General features: G+C 73.8%; 18 protein-coding genes. 16 read left to right on the top strand and 2 right to left on the bottom strand.

The annotated features are described in order from the left end of the window. The first annotated feature begins 36 nt into the window (after window positions 1–36). From ACA514_RS20630 to aroQ, 7 genes are all read left to right on the top strand, one after another. The gene (locus tag ACA514_RS20630; RefSeq protein ID WP_375042809.1) at window positions 37–735 is read left to right on the top strand and encodes an SseB family protein; all 699 of its coding nucleotides are present in this window, start codon (window positions 37–39) and stop codon (window positions 733–735) included. Window positions 736–786: 51 nt separating this feature from the next. Then, entirely contained in the window at window positions 787–1,542 is a 756-nt protein-coding gene (locus ACA514_RS20625; protein ID WP_375042808.1) for a phytanoyl-CoA dioxygenase family protein, read from the top strand. A gap of 52 nt (window positions 1,543–1,594) precedes the next feature. Beyond that, window positions 1,595–4,561: a glycine--tRNA ligase gene (locus tag ACA514_RS20620; RefSeq protein WP_375042882.1), complete on the top strand. Its 2,967-nt coding sequence runs from the start codon at window positions 1,595–1,597 to the stop codon at window positions 4,559–4,561. Window positions 4,562–4,622: 61 nt separating this feature from the next. Next, window positions 4,623–5,801: a chorismate synthase gene (gene aroC, locus ACA514_RS20615; protein WP_375042807.1), complete on the top strand. Its 1,179-nt coding sequence runs from the start codon at window positions 4,623–4,625 to the stop codon at window positions 5,799–5,801. Between the two features lie 16 nt (window positions 5,802–5,817). Continuing rightward, the gene (locus ACA514_RS20610) at window positions 5,818–6,330 is read left to right on the top strand and encodes a shikimate kinase (RefSeq protein ID WP_375042806.1); all 513 of its coding nucleotides are present in this window, start codon (window positions 5,818–5,820) and stop codon (window positions 6,328–6,330) included. Then, entirely contained in the window at window positions 6,327–7,400 is a 1,074-nt protein-coding gene (aroB, locus tag ACA514_RS20605; RefSeq protein WP_375042805.1) for a 3-dehydroquinate synthase, read from the top strand. The genes ACA514_RS20610 and aroB overlap by 4 nt, the downstream gene beginning before the upstream one ends. After that, a complete protein-coding gene (aroQ, locus tag ACA514_RS20600) occupies window positions 7,397–7,849 on the top strand; it encodes a type II 3-dehydroquinate dehydratase (protein ID WP_375042804.1) in 453 nt (150 codons plus the stop codon). The genes aroB and aroQ overlap by 4 nt, the downstream gene beginning before the upstream one ends. A 39-nt stretch (window positions 7,850–7,888) precedes the next feature. Here aroQ and ACA514_RS20595 read toward each other — a convergent pair whose 3' ends face one another. After that, window positions 7,889–8,464, bottom strand: a complete 576-nt coding sequence (locus ACA514_RS20595) for a TetR/AcrR family transcriptional regulator (RefSeq protein ID WP_344282236.1) — start codon at window positions 8,462–8,464, stop codon at window positions 7,889–7,891. Between the two features lie 103 nt (window positions 8,465–8,567). Between ACA514_RS20595 and ACA514_RS20590 the strand changes: the two genes are divergently transcribed. The 3 genes from ACA514_RS20590 (at window position 8,568) to ACA514_RS20580 (ending at window position 10,858) form a co-directional block, all read left to right on the top strand. Then, window positions 8,568–9,023, top strand: a complete 456-nt coding sequence (locus ACA514_RS20590; protein WP_375042803.1) for a PaaI family thioesterase — start codon at window positions 8,568–8,570, stop codon at window positions 9,021–9,023. Window positions 9,024–9,055: 32 nt separating this feature from the next. After that, window positions 9,056–9,721 carry an enoyl-CoA hydratase/isomerase family protein gene (locus ACA514_RS20585; protein ID WP_375042802.1) on the top strand — a complete coding sequence of 222 codons (666 nt, stop codon included), beginning with the start codon at window positions 9,056–9,058 and terminating at the stop codon, window positions 9,719–9,721. Window positions 9,722–9,808: 87 nt separating this feature from the next. Continuing rightward, window positions 9,809–10,858 (top strand): LLM class F420-dependent oxidoreductase, encoded by a 1,050-nt coding sequence (locus tag ACA514_RS20580; RefSeq protein WP_375042801.1) that lies wholly within the window; start codon window positions 9,809–9,811, stop codon window positions 10,856–10,858. A 100-nt stretch (window positions 10,859–10,958) separates the two neighbouring features. Here ACA514_RS20580 and ACA514_RS20575 read toward each other — a convergent pair whose 3' ends face one another. Beyond that, the gene (locus ACA514_RS20575; RefSeq protein ID WP_375042800.1) at window positions 10,959–12,464 is read right to left on the bottom strand and encodes a flavin monoamine oxidase family protein; all 1,506 of its coding nucleotides are present in this window, start codon (window positions 12,462–12,464) and stop codon (window positions 10,959–10,961) included. 186 nt (window positions 12,465–12,650) lie between these two features. On the opposite strand from ACA514_RS20575, the gene ACA514_RS20570 reads away from it, so the two are divergent. From ACA514_RS20570 to ACA514_RS20545, 6 genes are all read left to right on the top strand, one after another. Continuing rightward, window positions 12,651–13,742: a M24 family metallopeptidase gene (locus ACA514_RS20570; protein WP_375042799.1), complete on the top strand. Its 1,092-nt coding sequence runs from the start codon at window positions 12,651–12,653 to the stop codon at window positions 13,740–13,742. 40 nt (window positions 13,743–13,782) lie between these two features. Further along, entirely contained in the window at window positions 13,783–14,340 is a 558-nt protein-coding gene (gene efp / locus ACA514_RS20565; protein ID WP_375042798.1) for an elongation factor P, read from the top strand. Between the two features lies 1 nt (window position 14,341). Beyond that, window positions 14,342–14,758, top strand: a complete 417-nt coding sequence (gene nusB / locus ACA514_RS20560; RefSeq protein WP_375042797.1) for a transcription antitermination factor NusB — start codon at window positions 14,342–14,344, stop codon at window positions 14,756–14,758. A gap of 56 nt (window positions 14,759–14,814) precedes the next feature. Beyond that, window positions 14,815–15,600, top strand: a complete 786-nt coding sequence (locus ACA514_RS20555) for a methyltransferase domain-containing protein (RefSeq protein WP_375042796.1) — start codon at window positions 14,815–14,817, stop codon at window positions 15,598–15,600. Between the two features lie 21 nt (window positions 15,601–15,621). After that, window positions 15,622–16,887, top strand: coding sequence for a DNA polymerase IV (locus ACA514_RS20550; protein ID WP_375042795.1), 1,266 nt, complete (start codon window positions 15,622–15,624; stop codon window positions 16,885–16,887). Window positions 16,888–17,034: 147 nt separating this feature from the next. Continuing rightward, window positions 17,035–17,424 (top strand): DUF3040 domain-containing protein, encoded by a 390-nt coding sequence (locus tag ACA514_RS20545; protein WP_375042794.1) that lies wholly within the window; start codon window positions 17,035–17,037, stop codon window positions 17,422–17,424. Window positions 17,425–17,457: the final 33 nt, after the last annotated feature.

Raw genomic sequence — 17,457 nt, 5'->3', positions numbered from 1 at the left:
CCCACGGCGGTCGCCGGAGGCTATAGCCTTCCTGCCGTGTCCGGACTGACCATTCCCGAACCCCAGTTCCCCGGGGACGACGGCGGCGCCGACCCCCGGCTGTGCGAGGCCCTCGCCGGGTACGCGGCCGGGCGCGTCGGCCAGCACACGGTGCTGCGGCGGCTGCAGAGCACCCGGCTGCTCGTGCCGATCGTCGCCGTCCTCACCGAGGAGGAGGAGCCCGAGCCCGGCGGGCTACGCCGGGAGAAGTCCAGCGACATGGCGCTGCCCACGCTGATCGGCGAGGACGGCCGGCGCGGCGTGCTCGGTTTCACCTGCATGGACACGATGAAGGCGTGGCGCGCCGACGCCCGCCCGGTCGCCGTCCGCGCCGGCGACGCCTGCCGCGCGACCCTCGACGAGGGCGCGGACGCGCTGGTCGTGGACGTGGCGGGGCCCGTCCCGTTCGCGGTGGAGGGGCTGCGGCTGCACCTGCTCGCCGAGGGGCGGCCCGTCCCGCCGCCGCACGAGGACCCCGACGTGCTCGCCGCCGTCGAGGCCGCGTTCGGCTCCGACCAGGCCGTCACCGGCGTCCGGCTCGCCGAGGGGACCTCCGCCGAGCTGGCCGTCCGGTTCGCGGTGGTGCCCGGCCACGACGAGCGCGTCACGGTGCAGCGGGTCTCCGACCGGCTCGCCGAGGTGCTGCGCGGCCGGATCGTCGGCGGGGTCGAGCTCAGCGTCGTCCGGCGCGGCTGACGGCCGGAAATCCGCTGGCGCCCGCCGGGGCGCCGTCGGCATCCTGGGCCGATGCACGATTTCGATCTTGACGCCTTCGTCGCGGACGGCTTCGTCCGGGTGGCGGGGGCGTTCTCCCGGGAGCTGGCCGCCGAGTGCCGCGGGATCCTCTGGCGCGACACCGGCTGCGACCCCGGCGACCGCTCGACCTGGACGCGGCCGGTCGTCCGGCTCGGCGGGTACGGGCAGCCGCCGTTCAAGGCCGCCGCCAACACCCCGCGCCTGCACGCCGCCTACGACGCGGTCGCGGGGAAGGGCGCGTGGGAGGCGCCGGGCGGCCTCGGGACGTTCCCGGTCCGGTTCCCGAGCGACGCGGAGCCGGGCGACGACGGCTGGCACATCGACGCGAGCTTCCCGGGCGACGACCCGTCCGACTTCATGGGCTACCGCGTGAACCTCGCGTCCAAGGGGCGGGCGCTGCTGATGCTGTTCCTCTTCTCGGACGTGGGCGACGACGACGCGCCCACCCGTATCCGCGCCGGGTCCCACCTGGACGTCCCGCCCCTCCTGGAACCGGCGGGCGACGAGGGCGTCGCCTTCATGGACATCGCGGCGAAGGCCGTCCCGGCGTCCGAGCACCGTCCCGTCGCGCTCGCGACCGGGCGGGCAGGCGACGTGTACCTGTGCCACCCGTTCCTCGTGCACGCCGCGCAGCCGCACCGCGGGACCGAGGTGAAGTTCATGGCGCAGCCGCCGCTGGTGCCGTCGGGGCCGCTCCCCGAGTCGTCGCCGGTGCGGACGGCGGTCCGGCGAGGTCTCGGGCGCTGACGCATCTACGCTTGGCCGCCCGACCCCGTTTTGGAGATTCCCCGTGCTCACCATGCAGGACGCCCTCATCCGGCTCACCGAGTTCTGGGCGGGGCACGGCTGCCTCGTCGGGCAGCCGATGAACACCGAGGTCGGGGCGGGCACGCTCAACCCGAACACCGCCCTGCGGGTCCTCGGGCCCGAGCCGTGGCGCGTCGCCCACGCCGAACCGAGCGTCCGCCCGGACGACTCCCGCTACGGCGACAACCCGAACCGGCTGCAGACCCACACCCAGTTCCAGGTGGTCCTCAAACCGGAACCGGGCGACGCGCAGGAGCTGTACCTCGGCAGCCTCGCCGCGCTCGGGATCGACCTGCGCGCCCACGACGTCCGGTTCGTCGAGGACGACTGGGCATCGCCGGCGCTGGGCGCGTGGGGGCTCGGCTGGGAGGTCTGGCTGGACGGCCTGGAGATCACCCAGTTCACTTACTTCCAGCAGTCCGGCGGGATGATGCTCGACCCGGTCTCGGTCGAGATCACCTACGGGATGGAACGCATCCTGATGGCGCTGCAGGGCGTGTCCCATTTCAAGGACATCGCGTACGCGCCCGGCATCTCCTACGGCGAGGCGTTCGGCCAGGCCGAGTACGAGATGAGCCGCTACTACCTCGACGACGCCGACATCGCCACGACCCGGGAGCTGTTCGAGGCGTACGCGTCCGAGGCCCGCCGGATGCTGGACGCCCGGCTGCCCGTCCCCGCCCACTCCTGCGTGCTGAAGTGCTCGCACGCCTTCAACGTGCTGGACGCGCGCGGCGCGATCGGCACCGCCGAGCGGGCCCGGGCGTTCGCGCGGATGCGCGGCCTCGCCCACGAGGTCGCCGCCCTCTGGGTGGAGCGCCGCGCCGAACTCGGCCACCCCCTCGGCGACGCCACCGCCGCCCGGCCGGCGCCGGAGCGGCCGGTCCTCCGGGAGATCCGCGAGCCGGCCGCGTTCGCGCTGGAGATCGGCGTGGAGGAACTGCCGCCGAGCGAGGTCCGCCGCGCGGCGGAGGCCGTCGCGGAGCGGCTCCGCGACGGCCTGGAGGAGGCGGGCCTGCTCACCGACGCGTCCACGTTCGACACCTTCTCGACTCCCCGCCGGCTGATCGTCGTCGTCCGGGACGTGGAGCCCAAGGCCCCGGACGCCGAGGAGGTCGTGAAGGGGCCGCGGGTCGCCGCCGCCTACGACGCGTCCGGGGAGCCGACGCGGGCCCTGCTGGGGTTCGCGCGCGGGCAGGGCATCGACGTCGCCGACGTGCGCGAGATCACCCTCGGCGGCAAGCAGTACACGGCGCACGTCCGGAAGGTCACCGGGCGGCCCGCGCCGCACGTCCTCGCCGGGCTGCTGCCCGGGCTCGTCCAGGGGCTGCGAGCGGGGAAGAACATGCGCTGGAACGTCCCCGGCCTGTCGTTCGCGCGGCCCGTCCGGCGGGTGCTGGCCCTGCTGGACCGGCAGCAGATCGCGCTGGACGACCTCGACCAGGGCCGGGCGACCGACGTCCACCGCACCGCCGACCCCGCCCGCGTGCCGGTGCCGGACGCGTCGTCGCTGATCGGCGTCCTGCGGGAGCACGGCATCGAGCCCGATCCGGCGCGGCGCCGCACCCGCATCGTCGAGGACGCGCGGGCCCTCGCCGCCCGCCACGGCGGGACGGTCGACCTCGCCGCCGAGGAGGACCTCGTCGAGGAGATCGTCGACCTGGTCGAGGAGCCCGTCGCGATCCTCGGGTCGTTCGACGCGAAGTACCTCGACCTGCCCGAGGCGATCCTCACCACCGTCATGCGCAAGCACCAGCGGTACCTGCCGGTGCGCGGGCCGTCCGGCGGGCTCCTGCCGCACTTCGTCACCGTCGCCAACGGCGAATGCGACCACGACCTCGTCCGCGCGGGCAACGAGGCCGTGATCAGGGCGCGCTACGAGGACGCCGCGTTCTTCTTCCAGCAGGACCTGCGCAGGACGCCCGGCGAGATCAAGCAGGGGCTCGCCCGGCTGACCTTCACCGAACGGCTCGGCTCGATGGCCGACCGGTCCGCGCGCATCGCCGCGATCGCCGCCGACCTGGCCGGCCGCCTCGACCTCGCCCCGGACGAGCGGGCGGCGCTCGGCCGCGCCGCCGCGCTCGCCAAGTTCGACCTGGCCTCGTCCATGGTCATCGAGCTGTCCGGCCTCGCCGGGACGATGGCCCGCGAGTACGCCCGCCGCGCGGGGGAGGACGAGGCCGTCGCCCAGGCCCTCCACGAGATGGAACTGCCGCGCTCGGCCGGGGACGCGCTCCCGGCGACCGTTCCCGGCGCGGTCCTCGCCGCCGCCGACCGGCTCGACCTGATCGCCGGGCTGTTCGCCGCCGGCGCGGCGCCGGCCGGCGGGTCCGACCCGTTCGGGCTGCGCCGCGCCGCGCTCGGCCTGACCGCGATCCTGCGGGCCGTCCCGCGGCTGGCGCCGGTCACGGTCGGCGACGGGCTGGCGGCCGCGGCGCGGCACCAGCCCGTCGAGGTGCCGCCGGACGCCCTCGCCGAGGCGGAGCGGTTCACCGCGCGGCGGCTGGAGCAGAACCTGCTGGACGAGGGGCTCCCGATCCCCGTCGTCCGGGCCGTCCTGCCGCTCGCGGACGCTCCCGCGCACGCCGCCCGCACCGCCGCCGACCTGGCCGGGCTGCTGCGCACCGACGGGTTCGCCCGGCTGACGGCCGCGTTGCAGCGCGTCCTGCGGATCGTCCCCGCCGGGACGGCGGCCGGCTACGACCCCGGCCTGTTCGCCGAACCCGCCGAACGCCGCCTGGACGAGGTCTTCACCCGGGTCCGCGACGGGCTGCCGCCCCGCCCCGCGCTGCCGGAGTTCGCCTCGGCCGCGTCCGCGCTGGCGGAACCGGTCGACGCCTACTTCGACGACGTCATGGTCATGGACGAGGACCCGGCCCTGCGCGCCAACCGGCTCGGCTTCCTCGCCGCCGTCCGCGACCTGGCGGCCCCCGTCCTCGACTGGCGCGAGATCGCCTGACGGCCTCTCAGATGCTGGACGCGGTCACGGGCGGGTGCGCGGAGTCAATAGGATCGTTCGCATGCTGCGCTGGTTGACCGCGGGGGAGTCCCATGGCCAGGCCCTGACCGCGATCGTGGAGGGGCTGCCGGCCGGCGTGCGCGTGACCTCGGGCGACATCGCCGAGGAACTGCGCCGCCGGCGGCTCGGCCATGGGCGGGGCGCCCGGATGAAGTTCGAGCAGGACCAGGTGACGATCCTCGGCGGCGTCCGGCACGGCGTGACGCTCGGCGGACCGGTCGCGATCCAGGTCGGCAACACCGAGTGGCCCAAGTGGGAGACGGTCATGTCGGCCGACCCCGTGGACGCCGACGTCCTCGCCGCCCAGGCGCGCAACGCGCCGCTGTCGCAGCCGCGCCCCGGGCACGCCGACCTCGTCGGCATCCAGAAGTACGGCTTCGACGACGCGCGGCCCGTCCTGGAGCGGGCGAGCGCGCGGGAGACGGCGGCGCGGGTCGCGCTCGGCACCGTCGCCAAGGCGTTCCTCAAGCAGGCGCTCGGCGTGGACGTGCTGAGCCACGTGATCGCGCTCGGCGAGGTCGAGGCGCCCGACGGGGTGCTGCCCGGCCCGGACGACCTCGCGGCCGTCGACGAGAGCCCGGTCCGCTGCTACGACGCCGGCGCGTCCGCCGCGATGGTCGCGCACATCGACGAGATGAAGAAGGCCGGCGACACCGTCGGCGGCGTCGTGGAGGTGCTCGCCTACGGGCTCCCGCCGGGCCTCGGCAGCCACGTCCACTGGGACCGGCGCCTCGACTCGCGGCTCGCCGGCATCCTGATGGGCATCCAGGCGATCAAGGGCGTCGAGCTCGGCGACGGGTTCACCACCGCGCGCCGTCCCGGCTCCCGGGCGCACGACGAGATCGACAACACCCCCGAGGGGGTCCGCCGCCGCACCAACCGGGCCGGCGGCGTCGAGGGCGGCATGACCACCGGCGAGGTGCTGCGGGTGCGCGCCGCGATGAAGCCGATCTCCACCGTCCCGCGCCGGCTCGACACCATCGACGTGCGGACCGGCGAGCCCGCCAAGGCCATCAACCAGCGCAGCGACGTCACCGCGGTGCCCGCCGCCGGCGTCGTCGCCGAGGCGATGGTCGCGCTGGTGCTGGCGGACGCGGCGCTGGAGAAGTTCGGCGGCGACTCCGCCGAGGAGACCGCCCGCAACCTGCGGGGATACCTGTCCTCGCTCACCATCAAGTGAAGTGGACACGCCGGCTATGACGCGACCGAAGGCCGTCCTGATCGGGCCGCCGGGATCGGGCAAGACCACCGTCGGCACCGCCCTCGCCGAGCGGCTCGGCGTGGCGCTGCGCGACACCGACGCCGACACCGAGGCGGCGGCCGGCAAGCCGATCGGCGAGATCTTCATCGACGACGGCGAGGACCGGTTCCGCGAGCTGGAGCGGGCCGCCGTCGCCGCCGCCCTCGCCGAGCACGAGGGCGTCGTCGCGCTCGGCGGCGGCGCCGTCCTCGCGGCCGAGACGCAGGAGCTGCTCGCGGGGCACACCGTCGTCTACCTGCGGGTCGGCCTGTCGGAGGCGATCAAGCGGGTCGGCCTGGCGTCGGCGCGCCCGCTGCTCGTGCTGAACCCGCGCAGCCAGATGCGCAAGCTGCTGGAGGAGCGCCTCCCCGTCTACGAGCGGCTCGGCTCCCTGCACGTCGACACCGACGGGCGCGAGCCCGCCGACATCGTGGCGGAGATCCTCAAGTCGCTCGAGGCGGCGTCATGACGCAGGCGCGGGTGCACGTCGGCGGCGCCGACCCCTACGACGTCGTCATCGGGACGGGCGTCCTCGCGGAGCTGCCCGCGCTGGTCGGCGACCGCGCCCGGACGGTCGCGGTGGTGCACGCCGAGGGCCTCCCCGAGATCGCCCGCCCGGTGTGCGGCGCCCTCGAAGAGGCCGGCCACAAGGTCCACGCGCTGCCCGTCCCGGACGGCGAGGCCGCCAAGGAGGTCGGCGTCCTCGCCGGGCTCTGGTCGGCGTTCGCCCGCGCCGGGATGACCCGCACCGACGTCGTCGTCGGCGTCGGCGGCGGCGCCACCACCGACCTCGCCGGGTTCGCGGCGGCGTCGTGGCTGCGCGGGGTGCGGTCGGTGCTCGTCCCGACGACGCTGCTCGGCATGGTGGACGCGGCGGTCGGCGGCAAGACCGGCATCAACGTCCCCGAGGGCAAGAACCTCGTCGGCGCCTTCCACCCGCCCGCCGGGGTGCTGTGCGACCTCGCCGCCCTCGTCACGATGCCGCACGACGACTACATCAGCGGCCTCGCCGAGATCATCAAGGCCGGGTTCATCGCCGACCCGGCGATCCTCGACCTGGTCGAGGCCGACCCGGAGGGCGCCGCGTCCCCCACCGGCCCGCACACCCGCGAGCTGGTCGAACGCGCGATCCGGGTGAAGGCGGACGTGGTCTCCGCCGACCTGAGGGAGAGCGGCCTGCGGGAGATCCTCAACTACGGCCACACCCTCGCGCACGCCATCGAGAAGGCCGAGGACTACAAGTTCCGGCACGGCCACGCCGTTGCCATCGGCATGGTCTACGCCGCCGAGCTGGCCCGGCTCGCCGGGCGGCTGCCCGCCGACGTCGCCGAACGGCACCGCGCCGTCCTCACCTCCGTCGGCCTGCCCGTCTCCTACGCCGCGGACTGGCCGGGCCTGCGCGACACCATGACGATCGACAAGAAGTCGCGCGGCGCGACCCTGCGGTTCGTCGTCCTGGACGGCCTCGCCGAGCCCGGCCGCCTGGAGGGCCCCGACGAGGACCTGCTCGCCGCCGCCTACCGTGAGGTCTCCCGATGAAGCACGTGCTCGTTCTGAACGGTCCCAATCTCGGTCGTCTCGGCAGCCGCGAGCCCGACGTGTACGGGGCGACGACGTTCGAGGACCTCGCCGCCCTCTGCCGCGACACCGGCCGCAGGCTCGACCTCGACGTCGACGTCCGGCAGACCGACGACGAGGCCGAACTGGTCCGCTGGGTGCACGAGGCCGCGGACGGGCGCTTGCCGATCGTCCTCAACCCGGCCGCCTTCACGCACTACTCCTACGCGCTGCGCGACGCGCTCGCCCAGCGCACCGCCCCGCTCGTCGAGGTGCACATCACCAACCCGGCGGCCCGCGAGGAGTTCCGCCACACCTCCGTCGTCGCGGGCGTCGCCACCGGCACGATCGCCGGTTTCGGCATGATGTCCTACGTCCTCGCGCTGCAGGCCGTCGCCGAACTCCTCGCCGAGACCCCCGCCGCCCAGTAGGACGCGGAGCGGGTCCGGGCGGGGCGCCGCCCGCGCGCGTCATTCGTCCTCGACGGCGTTCCTCGTCATGTCCTTGAGCTCGGCGACGACGTCGTCGAGGGGCGCGACGTCGCGGTGGGCGCGGCACAGGATCGTGGCGCCCTCGACGGCGGCGACGATGAGGCGGGCCAGGCGGGCGGCGCGGTCGTCGGGGACGCCGGCGTTGCCGAGGCCGGTGGCGAGGGTGTCCTGCCAGCGGTCGAAGGCCGCGGCCGCGGCCGCGGCCAGCTGCGGCGCGTCGTCGTGGCTCTCGACGGTGACGGCGACGATCGGGCACCCGGCGCGGAACTCGCTCTTGATCAGCACCTGCCGCCACCAGCCGACGAAGGCGTCCACGGCGGACGCGGCGTCGCCGCCCTCGGTCGCGGCGAGGATGCCGGCGTTGAGGAACTCCCCGGCGTAGCGGACGGCCTCCTCGGCGAGCTGCGCCTTGCCGTCGGGGAAGTGGTGGTAGATCGACCCGCGCGGCGCGCCGCTGTGCGCGATGACGTCGCGGAATCCGGTGCCGCTGTAGCCGCGCTCGCGGAAGAGGTAGGCGGCGCTGCGCACCATGCGTTCCCGGCTGTCGGTCCCCATGCCTCGATTATGACATTCATCATAAGCTTCTCGCGTTGACCATGACGGTCGTCATACACGACGGTGCTTATGACGGACGTCATACCTGGAGGGGGAGCGGAGCATGGTGGGCACGGCGACGACGGCGGGTCTCGAGCAGTTGAAGGCGCTGATCAACAAGGGTGCCGAGGAGGGGTACGGGATCGGCGCGCTCCTCGGCATGGCGGCGGAGGAGCTGGAGCCGGGGCGGGTCGTCTTCTCGCTCGCGCCCCGCACCGACTTCAGCAATCCCCTGGGCACCGTGCACGGCGGGGTGCTCTCCACGCTGCTGGACTCGGCGATGGGGTGCGCGGTGCACACCTCGCTGCCCGCGGGCGCCGGCTACACGACGCTGGAGCTGAAGGTCAACTTCGTCCGTGCGGTGCCGCTGGAGGGTGGCAGGCTGACCTGCGAGGGAACAACGGTCCATGTCGGGCGGAAGATCGCGACCGCCGAGGGGCGGATCCTGAACCAGGACGGCAAGCTCGTCGCGCACGGCACCACGACCTGCATGATCTTCCCGCCGGCTACCGACCAGTAGGGTCTGCTCAGGCACCGACGAAGGAGACCAGCGTGATCGACCTGCGGCGCGACGGCGATGTGTACGTCCTGCGCTTCGACTCCGGCGAGAACCGGTTCAGCCCCGACTTCCTCGGCGCGGTCGAGGGCGCGCTCGACACCGTGGAGAAGAACGAGGGGCCCGGCGCCCTCGTCACCACCGGGACCGGCAAGTTCTACTCCAACGGCCTCGACCTCGACTGGCTCGGCGCCCACCGCGACGAGTTCGAGCCGTACCTGAGCCGCATCCACGCGCTGTACGCCCGGCTGCTGGAGCTGCCGATGCCGACGGTCGCCGCGCTCAACGGGCACGCGTTCGCCGGCGGCGGCATGCTCGCGCTCGCCCACGACTTCGCCGTCATGCGCGGCGACCGGGGCTACTTCTGCCTGCCCGAGGTCGACCTCGGCATGTCGTTCACGCCCGGCATGAACGCGCTGATCGGCGCGCGGCTGCCGAAGCGGACGGCGCACGAGGCGATGATCACGGGCCGCCGGTACACCGCCGAGCAGGCGATGGCGGCCGGGATCGTGCAGCGGACGGCGGACGAGGCGGGCGTGCTGCCCGCCGCGCTGGAGCTGGCCGGGTCGCTGGCCGGCAAGGGCGGCGGCGTGGTCGGCAAGATCCGCGCCGACCTGTACCGGCCCGCGCTGGAGGCGCTGCGGGGCCCGGCGCTGGGGTAGCGGGCGGCGGGCCCTCGCCCCGGCGGGCGGCCCGGAGTAGGTTACGTTCGACTGGAATCTGATTCGGTTTTACGGAAGGGACGCCGGATGCGCATCGGGATGGGGCTCAACTACGCGGGCGGGTTCAAGGAGACCGTCGACGAGCTGGCCGACTTCGAGAAGGCCGGCCTCGACATCGTCTACGTGCCGGAGGCCTACAGCTTCGACGCGGTGAGCCAGATGGGGTACATCGCGGCCAAGACCGAGCGGCTGGAGATCGGGTCCGGCATCCTCAACATCTACTCGCGCACGCCGACCGCGATCGCGCAGACCGCCGCCGGCCTGGACTACGTCTCCGACGGCCGGTTCACGCTCGGCATCGGCGCGTCCGGGCCGCAGGTCATCGAGGGCTTCCACGGCGTCCCCTACACCGCGCCGCTCGGCCGCACCCGCGAGATCATCGAGATCTGCCGCAAGGTGTGGCGGCGCGAGCGCGTCCAGCACGACGGCAAGCACTACACGCTGCCGCTGCCCCCCGAGCGGGGCACCGGCCTCGGCAAGGCCCTCAAGATCATCAACCATCCGGTGCGCGCGGACATCCCGGTCATGGTCGCCGCGATCGGCCCGAAGAACGTCGAGCTGACCGCCGAGATCGCCGACGGCTGGGAGCCGATCTTCTACATGCCGGAGAAGGCCGCCGACGTGTGGGGCGCCTCGCTAGCTGCCGGAAAGGCCAAGCGCGACCCCTCGCTCGGCGAGCTGGACGTCGTCGGCCAGGCGGCCCTCGCCATCGGCGACGACGTGCAGGGCTACCTGGAGTTCGGCCGCCCGATGGCGGCGCTCTACATCGGCGGCATGGGCGCCAAGGGCAAGAACTTCTACAACGACCTCGCCCGCCGGTACGGCTTCGAGAAGGAGGCCGAGGAGATCCAGGACCTCTACCTCGACGGCAAGAAGGACGAGGCCGCCGCGAAGGTCCCGCAGGAGCTGCTGGAGAAGATGTCGCTGATCGGCTCCGAGGGCCACGTGCGCGAGCGGCTCGCCGCGATGAAGGAGTCCGGCATCACCACGCTGAACGTGTCGCCGATCGCCGGCGACCACAAGGGCCGCATCGCCCTCATCGAGAAGGTCAAGCAGATGGCCGCCGACCTGGCCTGACCGCCCCGCCCACCTGCGCCGCCCCGTCCGCCTGCGGCGAGTCGTCGCCATGACGAAGCGCATGACGACGACTCACCGCGAGTGGACGTGGTCCGGGGCGTCAGAGGGCGGCGTGGACCTCCTTGGCGACGCGCTCGCCGGAGCGGACCGCGCCGTCCATGTAGCCGGTCCAGTAGTCGGACGTCTCGGTGCCCGCCCAGTGGATCGGCCCGCAGGGCGCGCGCAGCGCCTCGCCGAAGCCGGTGAGGACGCCGGGCGGGGCGATCCCGACCGGGCCGCCGCCGCTCCAGGTCTCGTTGTCCCAGCGCTGGAACGCCGTCCGCACCGGGGTCTTGGCCTTGTCGCCGTAGAAGTTCGCGAACGAGGCCAGGCCCGCCGCCCGCACCTCGTCCGCCGAGGCACCGTCCAGCTTGCGGATGTTCGCCTGGTTCATGAAGCCCATCATGATCCCGCGCGACCCGTCCTGCGGGCTGTTGTCGAACGTCGCGTCGATCGCGCCGCTGTCGGAGACGGCCTGCCCGGTCAGCCCGTCCGCCCGCCAGAACGGGGTGTCGTAGACGGCGACGAACTTGCAGATCGAGCCCATCGGGTAGCGCTGCATCAGCTGCGCGCGGCCCGCGGGCAGCCCCGGCGAGAAGTCGATCTTCCCGGCGATCGCCGGGGACATCGCCACGACGACCCGCCTGGCCGACACCGTGAGGCCGTCGGCGGTGACGGTGACGCCGCCGCCGTCGGTCGCGATCGACCGGACCGGCGCGTTGTAGCGGACGACGTCGCCGAGCTTGGCGGCCAGCCGGACGGGCACCTCCTGCGACCCGCCGGCGAACCGGGACTCCTGGCCGCCGCCCTTGGTGTCGATGAGCCGGTCGACCGAGCCCGGGTTGCTCTCGTTGCCCGCCGACGCGATGTAGTTCAGCACGTACAGCAGCGACACGTCCTGCGAGCGCACCGACAGCGTGGAGCTGATGAACTCGTCCATCAGGAACCGCGCGCCGCTGCTCAGCGAGTTGGACCGCGACCAGGTGTAGAAGGTCTGCGCGTCCCACTCCTCGGCCTTGGCGGCCTTCCACGGCTGCCCGACCGGGACGTCCTTGGCCATGCTCCCGAGCTTGAGGAGCGCGACCTCGAGGTCGACCACGCCCCAGTCGGGCGGGACGGCTCCGAGGACGCCGTCGGTGGCGTAGAGGGACCGCTGGCCGTTGCGATAGTAGACGTTCTTGCCCGTGTTGTAGGTGGGGAAGGTGCCGACGCCCATGTCCTTGGCGAGCGCGGCGATGCGGTCCTGGGTCGGGCCGATGAACTCGGCCCCGCCCTCGCTGGTGGTGCCGTCGCCGAGCGGCATGCCGTAGACGCGGCCGCCGGGCCGCTCGCGGGCCTCCAGGACGAGCACGGACCGGCCGGCGGCGATCAGGTCGCGGGCGGCGGTGAGCCCGGAGAGGCCGGCGCCGACGATCACCACGTCGGCGGCGGCGGTCGGGGCGGCGGGGGCCGCCGGAGCGGCGGCGGTCCTGGCGGCGGCGGCCGGTGCCGCGGCCGCGGAGACCACGGCTCCGGCCGCGGTGAGCGCGCCTGTTCCGAGCAATCTGCGACGGCTGACTCGGGTCACGGGGAATCCCTCCTGGGACGTCCGGTGCGGGGGGACGGGGCGGGATGGAACGATCACTCGCGGAGGCACGCTAGGCCACCCGCGGGCGCAAAGTCGAGCGATTCTCATGTTCCGTGACCGCGTCGAGACGGGCCGGGCGCTCCGCGGCCGGGCCGCCCCGCGGGCGGGTGCTCTAGAGTCCAGACCATGGGGGAGACGCATTCGGAGGGCGCGCACGAGACGCGGCGCCGCAGGCTCGCCGCGCTCGTCGCCGGGACGGACGCCGACGCGCTGCTGGTCACCCGGCCGGTCAACGTCCGCTACCTGACCGGGCTCGACAGCTCCAACGCCGCGCTGCTCGTCCCGGCGGACAGTCCCGCCGTGCTGGCCACCGACGGCCGGTACGCCGGGATGGCCGCCGAGGTCTGCCCCGAGCTGGAGACCCTGGTGGAGCGCCGGACGGCCGAGGCGCTCACCACCCGCGCCGCCGCCTCCGGCCACCGCGTCCTCGGCTTCGAGGCGCACGGCCTCACCGTCGAACGGCACGCCGGGCTCGGCGAGGCCGCCGACATCCCGCTGCGCCCGCTCGGCCACCTGGTCGAAGAGCTGCGCCGGGTGAAGGACGAGGAGGAGATCGGCCTGCTGCGGGAGGCGTGCGCCATCACCGACCGCGCGTTCGAGGCCGTCCTGCCGCAGGTCCGCGCCGGCGTCACCGAGCGGGCCGTCGCGATCGCCCTCGAACGGGCCATGGTCGACCTCGGCGCCGAGGGCCCGGCGTTCGAGTCGATCGTCGCGTCCGGGCCGAACGGCGCCGTCCCGCACCACCACCCCGGCGGCCGCGAACTGCAGCGCGGCGACCTGGTGACGATGGACTTCGGGGCGCGGTTCGGCGGCTACCACGCCGACATGACCCGCACCGTCGCGGTCGGCGAGCCCGCCGGCTGGCAGCGCGACCTGTACGACCTGGTGCTGCGCGCGCAGCTCGCCTCGATCGCCGCCGCGCGGCCGGGCGCCGAGACCGGGGACGTCGACGCCGCCGCCCGCGACCTCATCAAGGCGGCCGGGCACGGCGAGGCGTTCACCCACGGGCTCGGGCACGGCGTCGGCCTGGAGATCCACGAGGCACCGCTCATGGGGTACGACAAGACCGGTAAGCTGAGGGATCGAGTTCCGATCACCGCGGAGCCGGGGGTGTACCTGGCGGGCCGGGGCGGAGTCCGCATCGAGGACACGTTGGTCGTCCGCGCGGGCGGCCCGGAGCTCCTCACGACAACGACGAAGGACCTGCTCGTACTCTGAAGCCGACCAGCGAGCGGGCCGCGACCGGGAGAACAACGCAGTGGCGACGACGAACGACCTCAAGAACGGCATGACGCTGAACCTCGACGGCCAGCTGTGGACCGTCACCGAGTTCCAGCACGTCAAGCCCGGTAAGGGCGGCGCGTTCGTCCGCACCAAGCTCAAGAACGTGCTGTCGGGCAAGGTCGTCGACAAGACCTTCAACGCCGGCACCAAGGTCGACGTGGCGAGCGTCGACAAGCGCGAGATGCAGTACCTCTACCGCGAGGGCGAGGACTTCGTCTTCATGGACACCGAGACCTACGACCAGCCGCACATCCCCGCGACCACCGTCGGGGACGCCGCGAACTACCTGCTGCCCGAGCAGAACGCCGTGATCGCGTTCAACGACGAGAACCCGCTCTACGTCGAGCTGCCCGCCGCCGTGGTCCTGGAGATCACCGAGACCGAGCCGGGCCTGCAGGGCGACCGCTCCACCGGCGGCAGCAAGCCCGCCACGCTCGAGACCGGCGCGCAGATCCAGGTGCCGCTGTTCATCACCACCGGCGAGAAGGTCAAGGTCGACACCCGCTCCGGCGAGTACCTCGGCCGCGGCTGAGATGGCGGCACGGACCAAGGCGCGCAAACTCGCCCTCGACATCCTGTTCGCCGCGGAGCTGCGCGAGGAGTCGCCGACGGCGGTGCTGGCGGCGCGGGGGCGCCCGAACCAGGACGAGCTGTCGGAGTACCCGCACGCCGTGCGGCTGATCGAGGGCGTCCAGGAGCACCAGGAGCGGATCGACGAGCTGATCGCCACCTACGCGACCGGCTGGACGCTGGAGCGGATGCCGGTCGTCGACCGCAACGTCCTGCGGATGGGCGCGTACGAGCTGCTGTGGGTGGAGGACGTCCCGGACGGCGTGGCGGTCAGCGAGGCGGTCGGGCTGGCGACCGAGCTGTCCACCGACGAGTCGCCCCGGTTCGTCAACGGGCTGCTGTCGCGCCTCCAGCAGCTCAAGCCGTCCCTGTCGCTCTGACGCAGGGGGCGGTCTCCCGCGCCTCTTCGGGGTGAAGGCGGCTAGGGTGGGCGGGGATGAACGACGTTAGCGGAGCGGCCGTGGCCGGCCGGCGACAGAAGCGGGTACGGGGCGGCAGCCGCGTGCGCAGCGCGGTCCTGTGGGAGGCGCTGCGCGCGGTCCTCGACCGCATCGCCCCGGAGACCGGCCGGAGCGACGTCGTCGACGTGGGCGGCGGCACCGGCGGTTTCGCGGTGCCGCTGGCCGAACTCGGCCACCGGGTCACCGTCGTGGACGCCAACCCCGACGCGCTCGCCGCGCTGGAGCGCCGCGCCGCCGAGTCCGGGGTGACGGTCCGCGCCGTGCAGGGCGACGCCGTCGACCTGCCCGACCTGCTCGGCGCCGACGCCGCCGACCTGGTGCTGTGCCACAGCGTGCTGGAGTACGTCGACGACCCGGGCGCGGCGATGGCCGCGCTGACCGGGATCGTCCGGCCGGGCGGGTCGGTGAGCGTGCTGGTGGCCGGGCAGGTCGCCGCCGCGCTGCACCGCGCCCTGTCCGGGCACTTCGACGACGCGCGGCGGGTGCTGACGGACGCGTCCGGCCGGTGGGGCGAGGGCGACCGGATGCCCCGCCGCTTCACCCGGGAGACGCTGTCGGCGCTGGTGGACGGCGCGGGCCTGCGGGTCGCCGAGCTGCACGGCGTGCGGATCTTCGCCGACCTGGTGCCGAGCGGCATGCTGGACTGCGACGCCGGATCGGCGGAGGCGCTGATCGCCCTGGAGTCGGTCGCGGCGGTGCATCCGGTGCTGCGCGACCTGGCCACCCAGCTGCACCTGGTGGCCGACAAGCCGGCCGGATAGTGCCATGAGCCGAGTGGCCCCGTGAGCCGCAAGCAGCAGCTGCACCGGCCCGGCCCGCAGCCGGGCCCGCCCGCCGACGACACCGGCTGCCCGATCCTGCACGTGGACATGGACGCCTTCTTCGTCAGCGTCGAGCTGCTGGAGCGGCCGGAGCTGCGGGGCCGCCCGGTGGTGGTGGGCGGCGCGGGGCCGCGCGGGGTGGTGTCCGCCGCGTCCTACGAGGCGCGGGAGTTCGGCGTGCACTCGGCGATGCCGATGTCGCGGGCGCGGCGGCTGTGCCCGCAGGCGGTGGTGCTGCCGGTCAGCCACGGCAAGTACGGGCGGGTGTCGGCGGCGGTGTTCGAGATCTTCCGGTCGATCACGCCGCTGGTGGAGGGCCTGTCGCTGGACGAGGCGTTCCTGGACGTCGGGGGCGCGCGGCGGCGGCTCGGCCGGCCGGCCGAGATCGCCCGGATGGTCCGCGAGCAGGTCCGCGCGCAGCAGGGCATCACCTGCTCGGTCGGCGTCGCGAGCACCAAGTTCGTCGCCAAGCTCGCCTCGACCCGCTGCAAGCCGGACGGGCTGCTGGTGGTGCCCGCCGACGGCGTCGTGGACTTCCTGCACCCGCTGCCCGTCGCGTCCCTGTGGGGCGTGGGGGAGCGGACCGAGCAGACGCTGACCCGGCTCGGGCTGCGCACGGTCGGGCAGCTCGCGCAGATCCCCCTGGCCACGCTGCAGCGGGAGCTGGGGAACGCGTTGGGGGCGCACCTGCACGAGCTGGCGTGGGGCCGCGACCCGCGCGAGGTCGTCCCGCACACCCCCGACAAGAGCATCGGCGCGGAGGAGACGTTCGACACCGACGTCGACGACCCGGAGGTGATCCGCCGGGAGCTGCTGCGGCTGGCCGAGAAGGTCGGCGCGCGGCTGCGCGAGGCGGGGGCGGCGGGACGGACGGTGAGCGTCAAACTGCGGATGGCGAACTTCAAGACCATCACCCGGGCGCGCACCCTCCGCGAGCCCACCGATCTCGCCCGTGTGATCTATGTCACAGCGTGCGAGCTGTACGAGGGCGCCGGGCTGGAACGGGTACGACTCCGTCTGGTCGGGGTGCGGGTGGAGAACCTGGGCCCGGCCGGCGAGGCCCCCCGTCAGCTCGCCTTCGACGAGCCGGAACGCGGCTGGCGTGAGGCCGAGCGCGCGATGGACCAGGTGGCGCACCGGTTCGGCCGCGGAGCCGTCCGTCCCGCCGCCCTGGTCGAGCGCGCGCACGACGGTGACGCACGTGACGGCAGGGACGGGAGACGATGAGAGAAGGCGGTGAGCTGACCGGTATGGGGCCCTGGACCCGCCGTTCGCTTTCGTACGCCGGTGAGTGCTCGTATTCTGGGCATATCACCGTTGACGTTCCCGTCCCGGATCGGATACCCCGTCGCGGGGCTGTCGTTGGGAGGCGCCGTGCCGCTGTCTGAGCACGAACAGCGCATGCTCGAGCAGATCGAGTCGGCGTTGTACGCCGAGGATCCGAAGTTCGCGCACGCCGTCCGCTCGACCAACCCCCAGGTCCACTACAAGCGCCGGATCATCAAGGCCGCCCTCGGCTTCGTCGTGGGCGTCTGCGCCCTGATGGCCGGGCTCGTCATCAACGCCGGAACGGCCACCATCGCGGTCAGCGTGGCCGGCTTCCTGCTCATGGTGGTCTGCTGCGTCTGGGCGCTGACGAGCTGGAAGCGGATGACGGGCATCGGGAACGAGCCCGCGCGGCGCGGCCGCCAGGCCCGCCCCGCGAAGGCCGGCTTCATGGAGCGGATGGAAGAGCGCTGGCGCCGCCGCACCGAAGGCGAGTGAACCGGCGGGGATCTCCCCTCCTCCTGCACTGAG

It is taken from the genome of Actinomadura sp. NTSP31, assembly GCF_041951385.1.
Taxonomy (GTDB): domain Bacteria; phylum Actinomycetota; class Actinomycetes; order Streptosporangiales; family Streptosporangiaceae; genus Spirillospora; species Spirillospora napierensis.
The sequence above is the reverse complement of the archived record's forward strand: the minus strand, read 5'-3'. Positions and strand labels throughout refer to the sequence as shown.